Origin of the sequence: Halomicrobium sp. IBSBa, assembly GCF_017612575.1 — an archaeon.
Classification (GTDB): Archaea; Halobacteriota; Halobacteria; order Halobacteriales; family Haloarculaceae; genus Halomicrobium.
The window spans coordinates 82,263-96,230 of record NZ_JADPQC010000005.1 but is presented as its reverse complement, the minus strand read 5'-3'; the positions used below and the strand labels follow the sequence as shown (position 1 = coordinate 96,230).

Genomic DNA, 13,968 nt, shown 5'->3' with positions numbered 1-13,968 from the left:
TGAGTCCGGTTGTGGAGACACCTCTCACCGCAGTCCGCCGGCATAGCGTCCAGACTCTCCCGCTCGCGAGCCCATCGAAGAACCGCGACTCACCCCTCGTACACTCGGTACGAGTAGTAGAACAGGTACCCCAGCACCGACAGGAACGGGACGACGATCACGAGGAGAGCGATCGTCGGCGACGGAGCGGCGACTGCCAGGGCCGCGACCAGCGCGGTGGTTTTGAACAGCGGGACGGCGCGCTCATGGGTCTGGGACCAGACCCGCTCGTCGGAGAGCGTCCAGGGCGATCGGATGCCGACGAACTGGTTCTGGGGAAGCGCCGGCAGCGCCTTCGCACTGCCGTAGAGGAGGACCGCAACGAGGAGCGCGGCGATCCGCGTCACGAACGGCTGTCCACCGCCGAACTCCAGACCACTGTTCCACGCGACGATCGCTGCGAAGACGACGAAGACGAGAGTCGTCAGTGCCAGTGCGGTCCACTGGTAGGCCTCACGAAACGGTGCGACTCGCTCTTCGACGAGTTGTAATCGCGGTGCGATGGCGAATCCGCCGAGGAGGGCAATCTGCAAGGCCAGAATCGAAGCCACGGCCACTGGAGTCGACAGCGTCAACGAGGAGTGGCCGCTCGGGTCCCACAGAACCACGATCGACGATGTACGCGTCGCGACGGCGACCGCGGCCAGAGCGACTGTCAGAGCGACTACGACCCCGGACCGGCGGAGGGTACCAGCGTCCAGACCGACTGGTCGACGGTGCCACGTCTTTCGGTTCTGGTTCGTCGTCTCGGATCCAGTCATACGTTGTGAATATTTGTCCAGGAATATAAATCAGGGATTTAGATGTCTTATTGAAGTCGAATTCTTTCGAATCGTCCAGGTAGTCCAGCGAGTTGCCTCGTCTCTCCCGACAGAGAAGCGTGCCGAGGTCGGACGCCTCCGTCATGACCGGACACCGGGATCCACTCCGTCACGTCTGGACCTCGCTCGCAGGGGATCCCGGGTGCGCCACTGATTATGTCACGCGTCTCTACGACGGTTCGTGTATGGCGCGGATATCTGACCCTGATCGTCGCCACATCGGAACGTTCACGGTCATCGCGTTGGCCCTCTCCGGACTCGTGGGCGGCGTCCTCTACGCGACCGGCGGCCTCGAATCGAGTCCTGAGCTCCTCCCGGGAGTCACCCTCGCGACCATGCTCCTGCCGACGCTGTATATGTTCTCGCCCGCCGTCGCCAACGTCGCGACGCGCCTGCTGACCGACGAGGGCTGGAACGACCTCCGACTGTCGTGCTCGCAACGGTCCTCGTCGTGCTCGGCGTCGGCTTGCTCGCTCATCCCCTGTTCCTCTGGCTACACTACGGGGAAATCCAGTACTCGGTGGGCGGCGTCGAAGCGGCTTCGGAGACTCCGACACCGACCGACCACAGAAATCTCGACAAGCGTTCGACAGCGTTCGGAACACCACTCACGGAAGTCTGTGGAGTCGGGGAGACGAGCAGCAGTGACCGTGTTAAAAGATCACCGGCACATCGTCCACGAGGGAACGACCGATCGATACACGACAGGCCACGCAGATGTGTTCTGGGGCCTGGAGAGTATCTTGATACTGCCGGCTGTACATCTGTGACCGATTTCGCCACCCCGGGGTGGCGAAGCTCGTCACGAAGTGACAGCCGGCAGTATGAGAACCGCACGTTCACAGCTCCCGGTAGGTCTCGGGGTCGTCCAGCTCCCAGAGCAGCTCGGGTAAGAATCCGTCGAGGTGCTCGATCACGAGGCGCTCGGAGACGTTCAGCCCCTCGCAGTGCTCGTGGGCGGTGTCGCGGATCGAGACGTGCATGTCCCCGCCCTCGCGGGCGGTCGCGTCACCCTCCTCGACGGTGACGTGGAGCGGGAACACCGAACAGCGGGCGGGCTTCCAGTCGTGTTCGTCGTGCAGCGCACAGAGGCCGTCCTCGCGCAGGAAAAAGCAGGCCTGGCCCTGTTCGTCGACGTGGTCCTCGCGGTCTTTGTGCTCCTGACGGACGAAGTCCTGCCCGCGGAACTGGGTCGTCGACTCGTTGAGGTTCTCGCGGGCGGCCAGCTCCATGAGGTCCTTCTCGTACAGGAGGACGCCGTGGTGACAGCACCACGTACACTCCTCGACGCACTCGAAGGTCAGCGCGGGGTCGAAGTCGATCACGGCCTCCTTGCCGGGGTAGACCTCGACTGTCGTGGGCTGGGTCGACACTGCCAGCTCTTGGCGGCCGGCGAGCAAAAGGGCGACGGCTCAGGACGACGGGCGCGCGTCCTCGTGGACGCGCGCGCCGGACACGACGATCCGCGAGCCCTCGTCCATCCGCTCCAGGGCCACCTCCCAGCCCTGGACTCGCACCAGCGTTCGCACTTTCGGCAGCGTGAGCCCAGTCTTCGTGTCGGTCAACCCTCCGGAGTACTCGAACAGCTCGTCGTCGGCCAGTTCCTCTGGTGGGACCCAGTCGGTCTCGACGACGAACCCGTCTGGTCGGATCGCGACGCGTGCGTCCGTGCCGCCGTTGTGCGAGAGGAACTGGAAGATGCTGACGAACAGTTCGTGGAGCCGCGTGCGATCGGCCTCGATAGTCGTCGCTGGCGGAACGTCGACAGCGACCCCGTCCGGCCGGGCCGCGTCGCGAGCGTCGGCGACGACGTCGTCCAGACGGATCGGTTCCAGTTCGTCGACAGTCTGGCCGTGGCGAGCCAGCGTCGACAGTCCGTCGACGACGGTCTCCATCTCGCGGGCGCGCCGCGAGACCGTCGACAGCGTCTCGCGAGCCTGTCCGACGTTGCCCGCTTCCAGTGCCGTACCCGCCGCCGAGACCTGGCCGCCGACGACCTGCAGCGAGTTGAGCAGTTCGTGTCTGATCCCCGCAGAGAAGTCCTCCAGCTGTTCGTTGTGGCGTTCGAGTTCCTGGCGCTGGCGCTCCAGCCTGGTCACGTCGACGAACACGAGCATCCGGCAGATGTTCGACTGGACGCTGGTCAGCGGACTCGCGTTGACCAGAAAGTACTGCGTCTCCTCGCCCTCGACGGCGACGATCTCCTGGCCCGAGAGGTCCTGGTCCATCGGGAGTGCCGCCGTGACCGACTGACCGCGCGTTCCCGACAGCATCGGAAAGAGCCGGGCCGCGGCATCGTTGTACTCCCTGATCCGGTCGTCCTCGTCGAGGAAGACGACCGGCTCCGGGATGTTGCCGGTCAGCTGGACCGCGAGGAACCGGTCGCGAGCGACGAACAGCACGCCGACGGCGAAGGCGGCGACCCCCAGGGGCGCGTAGATGATGTCGATCAGCGCCGTCGACTCGAAGGCCACCAGATCCAGCGCGATCGGCAGCGCCGTCAGCGCGGTCAGCCCGCCCAGCGACCGCGTGTCGTACCCCGCGTTGGCGAAGGCCTCGAACAACATGAACAGGCCGACGGCCGCGAGGACGTACGCCAGCCCGGTCGCCAGCCAGTGGACCGTCCCGTGCTGGATCGCGAGGTGCGTGAACGGCTCCTGCACGATTCGGGCCGTGAAATACTCTCCGTGGATGGGATTGGTGAGTTTGATCCCCACGACGAAGGCGTACAGCCCAAGCCCGACGAGTTGCGTCAAGCGGGTCTCGTGGTAGGTCCGGTCGGTGTAGGCCGAGCAGAAGTACAGCCAGGCGAAGACCGTCCCGAAGCCGACGACGAGCCCGACGGTGTACCACGCCTCCTTGAGCGTCGTCGTGGGACTGTAGATGATGCCCAGATACGTCAGCGCCCACAGTCCCGAGGTGAGCAACAGTCCGATCAGTCCGTGCCGGGTGTCTCGATCGTCGACGGCCCGGGCTCTGGCGATACTCCCGAGACAGGCGAGTGCAGCAACCAGGAAGAAAACGCCATAGACAGCCTGCATCGAGAACCCCAGTAGTGCTGACATTCGGTCGTTCGGTGCTAGTCTGCTTGCGGATAAATAGCCGCGGTCCCAATATCAGGAACTAATAACTGCCGGCCGAGGTGGTCGTCTGGGACGTGTGTCGCCGCGATCCGTCGCGTCGGGAGCACCGCGAAACAGCGACAGCCGACAGATCAGTTGTACTCGCGCCAGCGGTTCCCACAGTCCTGGCACTTGAAAAAGCGCGTCGGCGGCTCGTCGGCCGAGCCGGTCTGTTTGATCGTGTACCAGGCCTTGCCGTGGCCACAGTCCGCGCAGGTCACGTCCTCGGCAGTCGGCTTGCCCTCGAAGTTCGCGCCCTCCTCGGTCTCGATCACGTCGTCGTCGCTCTGTGCGGCGGTGCTCACGAACTCGGCGGCCCGCTCGGCGTCCTTCTGGACGCGACTGCCACAGGACTTGCAGACCATCTCGTCGCCGTCCGCGTGCATCATCGAACCGCAGTCGTCGCAGAACTGCATTGTACCGCCTCAGTTCTCGCTTCGAACGGATATAGACTCGTATTCGGTGCCGTGACCCCGGTGCTTTTTGCGATCGAAAATGAGGAGCGCACATGGTAACCAGACGGTCGCTCGTCGCGACGCTCGGTCTCTCCGCCTTGGCTGGCTGTTCGAAGCTGGCAAAGACGGGTGCGAAGGTGGGCGACGACGCCGCAGAAGCCGCACAGACGGAGACGGCGACCGAGACGCCCGTCGAGGGGATCGACATGGACGACCTCGGGACGGTCTCCGATGAGAGGGACGCGTCGATGGAGATCGTCGCCGTCGACCACACCGAACCCCGCATCGTCTCGTCTGACCACGTCCCGGACGCGTCTGGTGGCGACACCTTCGAGCTCACGCTACAGAACACCGGCGTCGCGGGGGACATCCGGGTGACGATGTGGTGGCTCCCGGAGGGAACGTCGGCCGACGAAGACGAGATCCCAGATTCGCGACTCGGGCGTATCGCCGCCGGCTTCCGCGAACACCGACAGAAGACCGTGTTCTTCGACGCCGACGAACGGCGGACGGTCGAAGTGACCGGCGAGCCACCCAGCGACGCCGACGGCTACTACTTCACGGCCGACATCGCGACCCGAACCGTCCGGATACGGAACGACGGGTCCCCGGGAGAAGTCACCGTACGTCTCCAGTCGAGAGCAGCGGAACGGACGACGTTCGACGAGAAGACGGTGTTCGTCGGCGAGGGGCGCGAAAAGGTCGTCGAGTTCGCAGCCCACTACCCGAACATCGGCGACGAGTGGGAGTTCGTCCTCGAAACGCCCGGCGAAGAGGACTGACCGGGCGCAGCTGGACGGGAGAGCGCCGTCCCGATGAGGCTCTCACCCGCGTGGTTCGTCCAGTGTCACGATCCGATCGGCCCACTCGCGCAGTGCTGCCAGCGCGGTCCGTTCGTGTCTCGACACGGGATCGTCGGTGCCGAGTTCGTCGCTCGCGAAGGCGTTGGCGACGACCAGTTGGGCCGTCTCGCAGTACTCACACAGTGGTCCGATGTCGCCGTCGGCCTGGAACGGGATGGTGGCGTCGTTGACGAACACCGCCGTCGGATCGGCGGGAGCGTCCGCGAGCAGCGCTCTGGCGCGGTCGGCGTTGTCGCGGGCCAGCGCCAGCGCCGCCTCGTCGTCGGCCCCCTCCGAGCGCGGTGCGTGAGCGTCGAGAGCGCGGTAGTCGACCGCCGCCGGAAGCGCCGTCACGCGGTCGAGGCGACCGCCCAGAATCCGGCCGTCGCGTTCGACCTCGGGGGCGAAATCGAGTGCGACGACGCCGTCGGTGCCGTGCGCTGTGAGCCACTGCTCCAGCAGCTCCCCGGTCGCCGTCGTCTTGCCGACGTTGGCGGGTCCGACGATCAGGGTCCGCCCGGTCTCGACTGCCATCAGGCCAGCAGTTCCTCGCGGACGTACTTGCCCCCGAGGACGAGCGTCGCCAGCGCGATCGCCGCGCCGAAAGTCACGACGAACCCGGAGAGCGGGCCGACGCCGGCAGCCACCTGTTCGCGGACGAAGTTCGCCGCGAGCACGCCGGTGACGGCAAGCAGCGCGACGCCGCCGAGGTTGGTCGCCGTCGAGTTCTGCCGCGAGACCGTGTCGGTGTTGAGCAGGTAGAGGACGATCGCGATCGCGAAGGGCGTCCCGAGCGTGCCGACCGCCAGGATCAACACCAGCTGTCCGAGCACGTTGCCGGGGATGAAAGCGCCGGGGATCGACAGCAGCGCGACAGCGACCAGCAGCGCCCGGTAGCGGGCGTCGCTCACGTCGGTGTCCCAGTCGAACTTGTCGGCGATCAGGAAGGGCGGGACGATGGTGTTCGCGCCGAGCGTCGAGACGGCCGCGCCGGCCAGGCCGACGAGGAAGAGCCACTGGGCGCTGTCCCCCGCGATCGGACCGAGCGCCTGTGCCGCGCCGATCGTCGTCAGATCCGTCGACGTGAGGACGCTCGCGGCGACCAGGAAGATCGCCAGGCTGTACAGCCCGAAGACGAGCAGCATCGACGCGCCGATGTCGAACGTCGCCAGGTCGCCGTCTCGCTCGGTCCACCCGCGGGCCCGCATCGTGTAGGAATGCATCGTGATGAGCGTGATGTGGACGGCCCCGCCGACGATGCCGGCCGCCATCACCGCGCTTCCGGCGGGCAGGGACGGAACGAGTCCGGCCGCGGCCGCACCGGCGTCGATCGGGACGACGAACAGCGAGGCGACGAAGGCCAGGACCACCAGCGACACCAGCACCTTCGCAGCGAGTTCGAGGAAGCGATAGCCCCGCCCGGCCAGTCCGACGGCGAGGACGAGCCCCCAGATCACGCCCCAGATGCCGGCGTCGATCCCGGTCATCGTCGCCGAAACCCCGGCGACGGTCTTCATGATCACCAGCTGTGCGACACCGGAGGCCAGTACCGCGTCGGCCACGAGCAGCCACGCCCAGCTCTCACCGAGCGCGTCCTCGACGACGGCGACGATGCCACGCTCGGTCAGCAGGCCCAGCCGCATCGCCAGGAACTGCGAGAGCGCGCCCGCCCCCGCAGAGACGATCACGACCCACAGCAGCGTGTAGCCGAAGCCGGCCCCCGCCGACAGCAGGCTCCCCATCGTCGCCGGGCCGGCGGCGATCGCACCGGCGACCCAGGCCGGACCCATCTCGTCGATGTACGAACGGACTGTCCCACGCCCGAATCCCGACAGTTCGGTCGTCTCGTTGCTCATTGCCACCACCTACACGTACCGACGTAAAAGTCTGCTGAACCCAGTTGTACCACCAGATGGTGTACGGTCGGCCGGACAGACGACGATACGCCGTCACGTACCGCCGGCTGTAAATCTGTGAATGATTTCGCGACCCCGTGGTCGCGAATCGCTTGCAACAGTGACAGCCGGCAGTATCAGTCCCGGGCGAGCAGTCCGACCTCGGCCGCGACGGTGTAACACTCGTAGCAGAACACGGCAGCGACGGCGAACAGCGCCCCCCACAGGATGACGGCGAAGGCCGTCGCACCGATGACGGCCATCAGTCGCTCACCTCCGGGCGTTCCCCCGCGGCGTCGTCGAGCGATCTGATCTCCTCGCCCAGCTGGTCGTGGTCGAAGGTCGGGGCCGACAGCCGGGCCGCGACGACGGTCAGGAGCGACGAGACGACGGCCGCGCCGCCGAAGGCCAGCAGGTACAGCGGGTCGGGGGCCGGCAGGAGCCCGCCCACGACCGGGATCGAACGGACGAGCCCGCTGAAGTCGGGGAAGAAGGTCAGCCCGACCGCGAGACCGCCGAGGCTACTGGCCAGCGCGCCGAACCCCGTGAGTCGCTCGGAGAACAGGCCATAGACCAGCGGCACCGCGACGGCGGCACCCAGCAGGTCGGCGAGGAAGAACAGTCGGAGGACGCTCCGGGCTCGCAGGCTGACGTAGACGGCCCCGACGGCCACGCCGACGGTGAGCAGGCGGGCACCCAGCCGCAGCGTCCGGTCGTCCGGATCGTCGAGCAGGCGAGGCAGGTCCGCGGTGACTACGCTCGCCAGCGCGTTGAACAGCGAGTCGACCGAACTCATCACGAGCAACAGCGCGAGCAGGACGACCGCGAGCACGAGCCACTCGGGGAAGGCCGACTCCAAGAGGACGAAGAAGGCCACGTCGGCGTTGTACCCGGCGCTGGTCACGTCCGTCACCACGTCAGCGTTGCCGGCCGCGACCAGACCGAACAGGGCCGCGAGGAAGATGATCGCACCGTTTGTGAGACTGGCGATCTTGAAGCTGTGCCCGACGGTGGCGTCGTCTTCGGCCGCGTAGATCCGCTGCCACCAGGTCTGATTGATAAGTTCCGCCCCGAAGATAGCGAACGACAGCGCGAGTCCGAAGGTGAGGCCGGGCACGTAGCCCGGATCGAGCAGCGACGGGTTCGTCGCGACGACGTTGGCGTGGATCGTCCCCGCTCCACCCAGCGCCCACACCGCACCGCCCAGCGCGAGCACCAGCAGCGGGAGCACCAGCAGGGCCTGCACGGTGTCGGTCAGGATCGAGGCCCGGAGTCCGCCGTAGCTCGTGTACAGCAGGACGAACCCGCCGACCAGCACTGCGGTCTGCCACTGCGGGACGCCGGCCACCAGCGAGAGTGCGCTGGCGATGCCGGTGAGTTCGGCCGCCACGAACACGAACATGTAGAGTCCGCTCACCAGCAGGACGAACGCGTACATCGCCGAGCCGTAACGGGCGTGGGCGTACTCGGTCAGCGAGTGGCCGTCGGGGACGAGCGCTCGGAGCCGCGGCCCGATCTTCGCGTAGGCCAGCATCGGGACGGCCTCGCCGATGGCGTACCCGACGACGGCGGCGATCCCGAAGCTCGCGCCCGCTTCCGGTGCCGACAGCAGGATCCAGACGCCCATTACGGAGGCGACCAGCGTCGCCGTCATGCGGCCGCGGCCGGCTGTGCCGCGGGCTGTCAGCAGGTCCTCGACGCTCCCGACCGACCCGCGGGAGAACCACAGGCCGACGGCGGTAAAGCAAACCAGCGTCGCGACGGTCAGCCCGAGCGCGACCGGCGTCGTCACCACTGCCGATCACCGCCGTTCGTGGCCGCTGCCGGTCGCTCGTCGGCCATCGCCGCGTCGAAGAAGGCCACCTCCAGTTCGACGGTCCGCTCGAACAGCCGGGCGAGTCGCCCCTGGCGGGCCGGTGGGGCCGCCGCTCCCGCTCGATCCAGTTCGCGCCGCAGCCACGCGACAGTCTCGTCGAACGCGGGATTGTCGTGGAGAGCGATCCACTCGGCGAGGTAGAACCGGTCCGGAGCGGCGTTCTCGCGGCCGGCCCACTCGCGATAGATCCACTCTGCGGGGACGAGGACGGCCAGCGTCTCCGCGTAGCCGCCCTCGCGGGCCGCCCGGCCCAGCAGGTCCTGGAAGGCCCGCGTGGTCGGGGTCAGGTCGGGATCGGTGCGCTCGCCTTCGGACACGTCGAGTGCGTCGAACGAGCGCTCGAAGTAGTCGTTCTCCTCGTCGGTCAGCGTCCCGAGGAAGTCGGCGAGTCGACGCTTGGCCGCCATCGACGGCGCGTCGCCCAGCGCGTGCCCGATCGCCCCCACCAGCGAATCGAGGAAGGCGTAGTCCTGGACGAGATAGCGCCGGACGGCCGCGTCCTCGATGGTCCCGTCGCGGAACCCCACCGTGAAGGGGTGCTCGACGGCGGCGGTCCAGTCGGGCTCGGCTCGCTGGCGGCACCAGTCGGTGAAGCGAGCCGTGTCCTGCTCGTCGGCGTAGGCGGCGAAATCCCCGGGGACGGTGTCGCTCATACGTCCCACTCCTCCTGTCGCCAGGCGGCGTCCCAGAAGCGGTACTCGAACCGGGCCGACGTTCGGAACAGGTCGCGGTAGCGGTCGCGCTCGCGCTCGCCGGTCCGTGCCCACACGTCGTCCATGCACTCTTTGCACCACTCTGTCAGTTCGGTGAACTCCTCGCCCGCGTAGGTGTCGATCCACTCGGCGTAGCGCTCGTCGTCGGGCCGCCCCCGCTGGGCCAGTCGTTTGCCGGTGACGTTGAACCCCCACATACAGGGTAGCAGTGCGGCGACGAGGTCCCCGAAGGTGCCCGTCGCGGCCGTCCGAACGAGAAAGTCGGTGTAGGCCCGGGTCGTCGGCGACGGTTCAGTCGCTTCGAGTTCCGCCTCGCTGATACCGAACTCGGCGGCGTACGCCCGGTGGAGATCCATCTCGGTGTTGATCGTCTCGTCGAGCAGTTCCGCGAAGGTGCCCATCCGGTCGAGGGTCGGTGCCGTCGCCGCCCCGTGGGCGAACACCCGGGCGTAGTCGATCAGGTAGCGATAGTCCTGCCGGACCCAGTAGCGAAACGGTTCCTCGTCGAGCGTGCCCGCACCGAGTCGCCGCACCATCGGGTGGTCGAGGATCGCCTCCCAGATCGGCTCGCCGATCGTCGCCAGTTCGTCGGTCCCAGTCATGCGTATGTCTCCTCGGTTCGCGGTCTTATAATCTACCGATATTAGCCAGTTATTCCGGGCGACCCCACACGACTTTTGTCGGGGTGGATCGAACCCCGGGTATGTCGCTGGTCTTGCCGAGCGAGATCGTCGTCGAGGAGGTCCTCCCGCAGGTCCGTGCGATGCTCGCACGCGAACTCGCCGACGAGGGATTGACACAGCAGGCCGTCGCCGACCACCTCGGCGTGACCCAGGCCGCGGTGAGCGCGTATCTGGACGGCGACCTCGACCGAACGGGACCAGTCGCGGGCGATCCCCGGACACAGGCGACCGTCGAGGAGATCGCCGCCGGGCTGGCGAGTGGATCGATGGACGGCTACGACGCACTGGCCGAGTTGCTGGACCTGATCGCCGCGTTCGAGGATCGCGGCCCGATCTGTACGCTCCACGAGGACGCGATGCCGGCCCTGCAGGGACTGGGCTGTGACCTCTGTGTCCGCGGCGACGATCCCGCGCTGGCGACCGAACGCGAGACGCTGGCGACCGTCCGGCGAGCCGCCCGGCTCCTGTCGACGGCCGACGGGATGGCGGCGGCGGTCCCCAACGTCGGCACGAACGTCGGGACGGCGCTCCCCGAGGCGACTGACCTGACCGACGTGGCGGCGATTCCGGGACGCATCCACGCGATGCGGGGCCGGGTCGAGGTCCCCTCTGAACCGGAGTTCGGGGCCTCCAGCAACGTGTCGACGGTGATCCTCGCGGCCCGGGCCGTCGATCCGTCGATCGGTGGGGCACTCAACCTCGCGACCGACGACGCGCTGCTTGCGGCCGCTCGCGAACGCGGCATCGAGCCGTTACAGTTCGACGCCGACTACGACGACCGCGCCGAGCGGCTCCGCGAACAGTTCGAGCGAGAGGGCGACGTGCCACGGGTCGTCTACCACGAGGGGGCGTTCGGGATCGAGCCGATCACGTACGTGCTCGGCGAGACCGCAGAGTCGGCGGCACAGCTGGCCGTCGAGCTGGTCACCGACGCCGCGTAGATAGGCCGTGGCCGCCCCTCTGTGAACCACCACCGACACCGGCGATCGCTGCGGGGGTCCAGCGTCACTCCAGGTCTTCGCGCTCGGCGACGACCGGACAGTCGAGCAGCCGGACCCGGTCCATGTCGAGGTACTCGATGATCTCGGCGGTCTCGTGGGTACAGTGGGCCTCCGGCGGTTCGGAGAAGAACGGACACTGCTCGCAGTAGGCGTGTTTCGACACCTCGGCGTATCGGCTCGCTTCGGGCACCTCGGGCGCTCCATCCTCGTCGTCGATCGACTCCCAGACGGCGTCGGCGTCGATCTCGCCCACGTCGACCTGCTCGAAGGCGCTCTCGCCGTCGCCGAAGGGGTCGCCGTCGCGGTCGGGCACGTCTGCGAACGGATCGACCGCCGGGTCCTCCCGGTCGGCCGTCGCCGCGTCGTCGCGGTCGAACGCGGCGAAGGGATCGTCTGCCGGCGTGGATTCGTCATCGCCCTCGCGCGCGCCAGCGGAATTGCCGGACTCGTCGCCGGAGTCAGCTGGCTCGCCGGTCGTGGCTTCGTCGTCCAACCGCTCGAAGGGATCGCCCTCCCGCTCGATATCGTCGAGCCGTTCGAAGGGATCGTCGTCGCTCACGTCTCCTCACCGGCCTCCAGCTCCGACGCCGTCACGAGCCGCGCTTTCGTCCTGAAGATCCCGCCCTCGGGGCGCACGTCCGAGACCGCAGCGTGACAGTGGGGACACTCCGGGTCGGTCAGCAGTGCGATCTCGACCGACTCGCTGCAGTTCTCACAGCGTGCCGTCGTGAGTCCCTCCTGTGCGGCGGCGCGTTTGATCCGGGCGACGGCCCGCTCGTAGCTGTCTTTGCCCTGGGTCTCGTCTCGCAGGTCACTGACGACCCACGCCACCCGATTGAGTTTGTCTTCGGCGTCGTCGAGACGTTCGACCACGTCGTCGAGGCGCTCGTCGGTGTCGTCGACGCGCCCGTCGAGGTCGTCGAGGTCGTCCCGAACGGCCCCCAGATTAGTTCCCAGTGCCTCGATCTCGCCGTCGAGTTCCTCGAACCGCTCGAAGGCCTCGTGGGTGTGCTCTACCGGTGCCTTGGCGTCGGTCTCTTTTTTCACCTGGACGACCCGCTGGCGAACGTCGTCGAGTTTCTCCTGAAACTCCGCGTCGAGTTGCTGGATCCGTGCCCCGACCTCGTCGATCGTCGTCGAGCGCTGTTCGTCGAGTCGGCTCTCGACGGCGTCGGCGATGGTGGGCAGTTCGTCCCCGATCGCCCGCTCGACGGCCGCTGCCAGTCGATCGTCGAGGGTCGACTCGACCGCTCGCTCGACGCGCTCGTCGAGTTCCGCCTCGATCTGAGCCGGAAGCTCGGACTCCAGTCGGTCGGCGACCATCGCCCGCGTCGCCTTCGTCGCCTCGGCGGTGACGGCCTCCTCGACGGTGGCCTGAATCTCCTCGATGGCCGTCTCGTCGAGCGTCTCTGTCGCGTGATATGTCTCCAGGAGCTGTCTGACGATCGCCGACCGCTCCGTGTCGGTGCGCTCGGCTTGCTGGTCGAGCCACTCGTCGAGCTCGTCGGAGAGATCGACCGAGACGGATTGCTCTTCACGCGACTCACTCGCCATTGTGGATCGGTTTCGGAACCAGACAGTTAAGCGTTTGCCGCCGATTTCAGGCGCTGATAGGCGGATACGACACCCGCTGGCCGCCGTCGCTACCGGATCTTGCGCACGTCACTGATGTCGAAGCCGCTGTCGCCGATCTCGGTCTCGAAACGGACGATGTTCTCGTCTTCGATCTGCGAGAGGACGCCACGGAACTGCGAGACGACGAGGGTCCGGGCCCGCGTCGAGCCGCCGGACTCCCACTCGAAGCGCATCGCACCGGTCGTCGCGTCGGTCAGCTGGGCGTACCGCGTCGAGGACACCGTCTCGTGGTTCAGGTGGACCAGAATGAGTCCGTTCCAGTGGTTCGCGGCCTTGGTGAGCCCCTGGACGAGGTAGCTGATGTCCGACCACTCCATGTCGTCGCCGATCGCCCCGACGAGATCGGACAGCGAGTCGATGACGACGAGGTTGTTCGGCGCGATCTCGCTGAGCTTGCTCCCCAGTGCCTCTAGCAGCCCCTGGCGCTCGTGACGCTTGCGCAGATCGGTGATGCTCTCGGTGGCGTCGGCGTACCAGTCGCGGGGCACCGGACTGACGTGGAAGTACCGCTCTGTCAGCTCGTGAAACTGGATGGCATCTGCGCCGTTCTCGACGATCTCGTCGTCCATCGCCAGGCGCATCTCGTCGACCAGATCCTCCTTCGAGGCGGTAAACGAGATGTAGTGGACGCCGTCGGGATCGACGGCGTCGGCCGTGGGCGACCCGTAGTAGAGGTCGTACAGCTCGTCGCTGTCGCCGGCCGCGAGCCCGTTGATGAGCGCGCTCGTGTACATGAACTCCCGCGATCCGGCACCGGACTCGCCCGAGACCAGGACGACGCTGCCCGTCGGTGCACCCCCCTTGATGGTGGTGTCGAGCTGGCGAACGCCGAACGGGATGCGGTCCATACCGCCCAGTGACCCGTGGCGTCGCTTAACGCTTCGGC

The 13,968-nt window shown here is 67.3% G+C and carries 16 protein-coding genes; 3 read left to right on the top strand and 13 right to left on the bottom strand.

Annotated features, from left to right (window positions below; translation table 11 throughout):
• Positions 1 to 89: 89 nt before the first annotated feature.
• Entirely contained in the window at positions 90 to 800 is a 711-nt protein-coding gene (locus tag IL252_RS13125) for an SdpI family protein (protein WP_208628349.1), read from the bottom strand.
• 245 nt (positions 801 to 1,045) lie between these two features.
• On the opposite strand from IL252_RS13125, the gene IL252_RS13120 reads away from it, so the two are divergent.
• A complete protein-coding gene (locus tag IL252_RS13120; protein WP_208628348.1) occupies positions 1,046 to 1,630 on the top strand; it encodes a hypothetical protein in 585 nt (194 codons plus the stop codon).
• Between the two features lie 69 nt (positions 1,631 to 1,699).
• Here IL252_RS13120 and IL252_RS13115 read toward each other — a convergent pair whose 3' ends face one another.
• The 3 genes from IL252_RS13115 to IL252_RS13105 form a co-directional block, all read right to left on the bottom strand.
• Entirely contained in the window at positions 1,700 to 2,233 is a 534-nt protein-coding gene (locus IL252_RS13115) for a YkgJ family cysteine cluster protein (RefSeq protein WP_208628347.1), read from the bottom strand.
• A 39-nt stretch (positions 2,234 to 2,272) separates the two neighbouring features.
• On the bottom strand, positions 2,273 to 3,925 hold the full coding sequence (locus IL252_RS13110; protein WP_208628346.1) for a histidine kinase N-terminal 7TM domain-containing protein: 1,653 nt from the start codon (positions 3,923 to 3,925) through the stop codon (positions 2,273 to 2,275).
• A gap of 149 nt (positions 3,926 to 4,074) precedes the next feature.
• The gene (locus tag IL252_RS13105) at positions 4,075 to 4,398 is read right to left on the bottom strand and encodes a transcription factor S (RefSeq protein ID WP_170093494.1); all 324 of its coding nucleotides are present in this window, start codon (positions 4,396 to 4,398) and stop codon (positions 4,075 to 4,077) included.
• A 92-nt stretch (positions 4,399 to 4,490) separates the two neighbouring features.
• Here IL252_RS13105 and IL252_RS13100 point away from each other — a divergent pair, with 92 nt between their 5' ends.
• Positions 4,491 to 5,219, top strand: a complete 729-nt coding sequence (locus IL252_RS13100) for a hypothetical protein (protein WP_208628345.1) — start codon at positions 4,491 to 4,493, stop codon at positions 5,217 to 5,219.
• Positions 5,220 to 5,261: 42 nt separating this feature from the next.
• Here the strand turns inward: IL252_RS13100 and IL252_RS13095 are convergent, their stop codons facing one another.
• From IL252_RS13095 to tenA, 6 genes are all read right to left on the bottom strand, one after another.
• Entirely contained in the window at positions 5,262 to 5,813 is a 552-nt protein-coding gene (locus IL252_RS13095; protein ID WP_208628344.1) for a hypothetical protein, read from the bottom strand.
• Positions 5,813 to 7,135 carry an NRAMP family divalent metal transporter gene (locus tag IL252_RS13090; protein WP_208628343.1) on the bottom strand — a complete coding sequence of 441 codons (1,323 nt, stop codon included), beginning with the start codon at positions 7,133 to 7,135 and terminating at the stop codon, positions 5,813 to 5,815. Before IL252_RS13090 ends, IL252_RS13095 begins: the two co-directional genes overlap by 1 nt.
• 176 nt (positions 7,136 to 7,311) lie before the next feature.
• Complete coding sequence (locus IL252_RS17750) at positions 7,312 to 7,437, bottom strand: hypothetical protein (RefSeq protein WP_279634287.1); 126 nt, start codon at positions 7,435 to 7,437, stop codon at positions 7,312 to 7,314.
• Positions 7,437 to 8,969 carry a sodium:proline symporter gene (locus IL252_RS13085; RefSeq protein WP_208628342.1) on the bottom strand — a complete coding sequence of 511 codons (1,533 nt, stop codon included), beginning with the start codon at positions 8,967 to 8,969 and terminating at the stop codon, positions 7,437 to 7,439. The genes IL252_RS17750 and IL252_RS13085 overlap by 1 nt, the downstream gene beginning before the upstream one ends.
• A complete protein-coding gene (locus tag IL252_RS13080; protein WP_208628341.1) occupies positions 8,963 to 9,703 on the bottom strand; it encodes a TenA family protein in 741 nt (246 codons plus the stop codon). Before IL252_RS13080 ends, IL252_RS13085 begins: the two co-directional genes overlap by 7 nt.
• Positions 9,700 to 10,365 (bottom strand): thiaminase II, encoded by a 666-nt coding sequence (gene tenA / locus IL252_RS13075; RefSeq protein ID WP_208628340.1) that lies wholly within the window; start codon positions 10,363 to 10,365, stop codon positions 9,700 to 9,702. Before tenA ends, IL252_RS13080 begins: the two co-directional genes overlap by 4 nt.
• A 101-nt stretch (positions 10,366 to 10,466) precedes the next feature.
• Between tenA and IL252_RS13070 the strand changes: the two genes are divergently transcribed.
• On the top strand, positions 10,467 to 11,387 hold the full coding sequence (locus IL252_RS13070; protein WP_208628339.1) for a thiamine-phosphate synthase family protein: 921 nt from the start codon (positions 10,467 to 10,469) through the stop codon (positions 11,385 to 11,387).
• A 64-nt stretch (positions 11,388 to 11,451) separates the two neighbouring features.
• On the opposite strand, the gene IL252_RS13065 is transcribed toward IL252_RS13070, so the two are convergent.
• The 3 genes from IL252_RS13065 to IL252_RS13055 all read right to left on the bottom strand — a co-directional run bounded on the left by IL252_RS13065 (position 11,452) and on the right by IL252_RS13055 (position 13,930).
• On the bottom strand, positions 11,452 to 12,006 hold the full coding sequence (locus IL252_RS13065) for a hypothetical protein (RefSeq protein ID WP_208628338.1): 555 nt from the start codon (positions 12,004 to 12,006) through the stop codon (positions 11,452 to 11,454).
• Positions 12,003 to 13,001 carry a ribbon-helix-helix protein, CopG family gene (locus tag IL252_RS13060; RefSeq protein WP_208628337.1) on the bottom strand — a complete coding sequence of 333 codons (999 nt, stop codon included), beginning with the start codon at positions 12,999 to 13,001 and terminating at the stop codon, positions 12,003 to 12,005. The genes IL252_RS13065 and IL252_RS13060 overlap by 4 nt, the downstream gene beginning before the upstream one ends.
• Before the next feature lie 89 nt (positions 13,002 to 13,090).
• On the bottom strand, positions 13,091 to 13,930 hold the full coding sequence (locus tag IL252_RS13055) for an HTR-like protein (RefSeq protein WP_208628336.1): 840 nt from the start codon (positions 13,928 to 13,930) through the stop codon (positions 13,091 to 13,093).
• Between the last annotated feature and the right edge of the window lie 38 nt (positions 13,931 to 13,968).

Excerpts from the sequence above, each read along its gene's own strand:
- IL252_RS13125 (WP_208628349.1), bottom strand. The coding sequence starts at position 800 with ATGACTGGATCCGAGACGACGAACCAGAACCGAAAGACGTGGCACCGT.
- IL252_RS13120 (WP_208628348.1), top strand. The coding sequence starts at position 1,046 with ATGGCGCGGATATCTGACCCTGATCGTCGCCACATCGGAACGTTCACG.
- IL252_RS13110 (WP_208628346.1), bottom strand. The coding sequence starts at position 3,925 with ATGTCAGCACTACTGGGGTTCTCGATGCAGGCTGTCTATGGCGTTTTC.
- IL252_RS13105 (WP_170093494.1), bottom strand. The coding sequence starts at position 4,398 with ATGCAGTTCTGCGACGACTGCGGTTCGATGATGCACGCGGACGGCGAC.
- IL252_RS13100 (WP_208628345.1), top strand. The coding sequence starts at position 4,491 with ATGGTAACCAGACGGTCGCTCGTCGCGACGCTCGGTCTCTCCGCCTTG.
- IL252_RS13095 (WP_208628344.1), bottom strand. The coding sequence starts at position 5,813 with ATGGCAGTCGAGACCGGGCGGACCCTGATCGTCGGACCCGCCAACGTC.
- IL252_RS13090 (WP_208628343.1), bottom strand. The coding sequence starts at position 7,135 with ATGAGCAACGAGACGACCGAACTGTCGGGATTCGGGCGTGGGACAGTC.
- IL252_RS17750 (WP_279634287.1), bottom strand. The coding sequence starts at position 7,437 with ATGGCCGTCATCGGTGCGACGGCCTTCGCCGTCATCCTGTGGGGGGCG.
- IL252_RS13080 (WP_208628341.1), bottom strand. The coding sequence starts at position 9,703 with ATGAGCGACACCGTCCCCGGGGATTTCGCCGCCTACGCCGACGAGCAG.
- tenA (WP_208628340.1), bottom strand. The coding sequence starts at position 10,365 with ATGACTGGGACCGACGAACTGGCGACGATCGGCGAGCCGATCTGGGAG.
- IL252_RS13070 (WP_208628339.1), top strand. The coding sequence starts at position 10,467 with ATGTCGCTGGTCTTGCCGAGCGAGATCGTCGTCGAGGAGGTCCTCCCG.
- IL252_RS13060 (WP_208628337.1), bottom strand. The coding sequence starts at position 13,001 with ATGGCGAGTGAGTCGCGTGAAGAGCAATCCGTCTCGGTCGATCTCTCC.
- IL252_RS13055 (WP_208628336.1), bottom strand. The coding sequence starts at position 13,930 with ATGGACCGCATCCCGTTCGGCGTTCGCCAGCTCGACACCACCATCAAG.